General features: G+C 59.9%; 1 protein-coding gene. It reads left to right on the top strand.

All coding sequences use genetic code 11. The annotated features are described in order from the left end of the window. On the top strand, window positions 1–327 hold a 327-nt coding region (locus E4O98_RS24925), incomplete at both ends, for an RHS domain-containing protein (RefSeq protein ID WP_248136520.1).

The following is a 327-nucleotide window of genomic DNA, read 5'->3' as shown; positions in this document are numbered from 1 at the left end:
GACCCGTTTGGCCGGCGTGTCAGCAAGACCGTGGATGACATAACCACGGAGTTTTTCTGGCAAGGCGACAAGCTGATTGCCGAGCACCATGGGGACTGTCATCGCAGTTATATCTACGAGCCCAACAGCTTCCGCCCGCTGGCACTGCTGGAAGGCTACGGACCACAAGCCACAACACCCTACCACTACCAACTCGACCACCTCGGCACACCGCAGGAACTGACCAGCCTCGAGGGCGAAATCGTCTGGTCCGCCCACTACCGCGCCTACGGCCAGATCGCCCGCCTCGACGTGGGCAAAATCGAAAATCCGCTGCGTTTCCAAGGA

This window comes from Pseudomonas sp. W2Jun17, assembly GCF_023127795.1.
Lineage (GTDB): Bacteria > Pseudomonadota > Gammaproteobacteria > Pseudomonadales > Pseudomonadaceae > Aquipseudomonas > Aquipseudomonas synxantha_A.
This window is presented reverse-complemented; position numbering and strand designations above follow the sequence as displayed.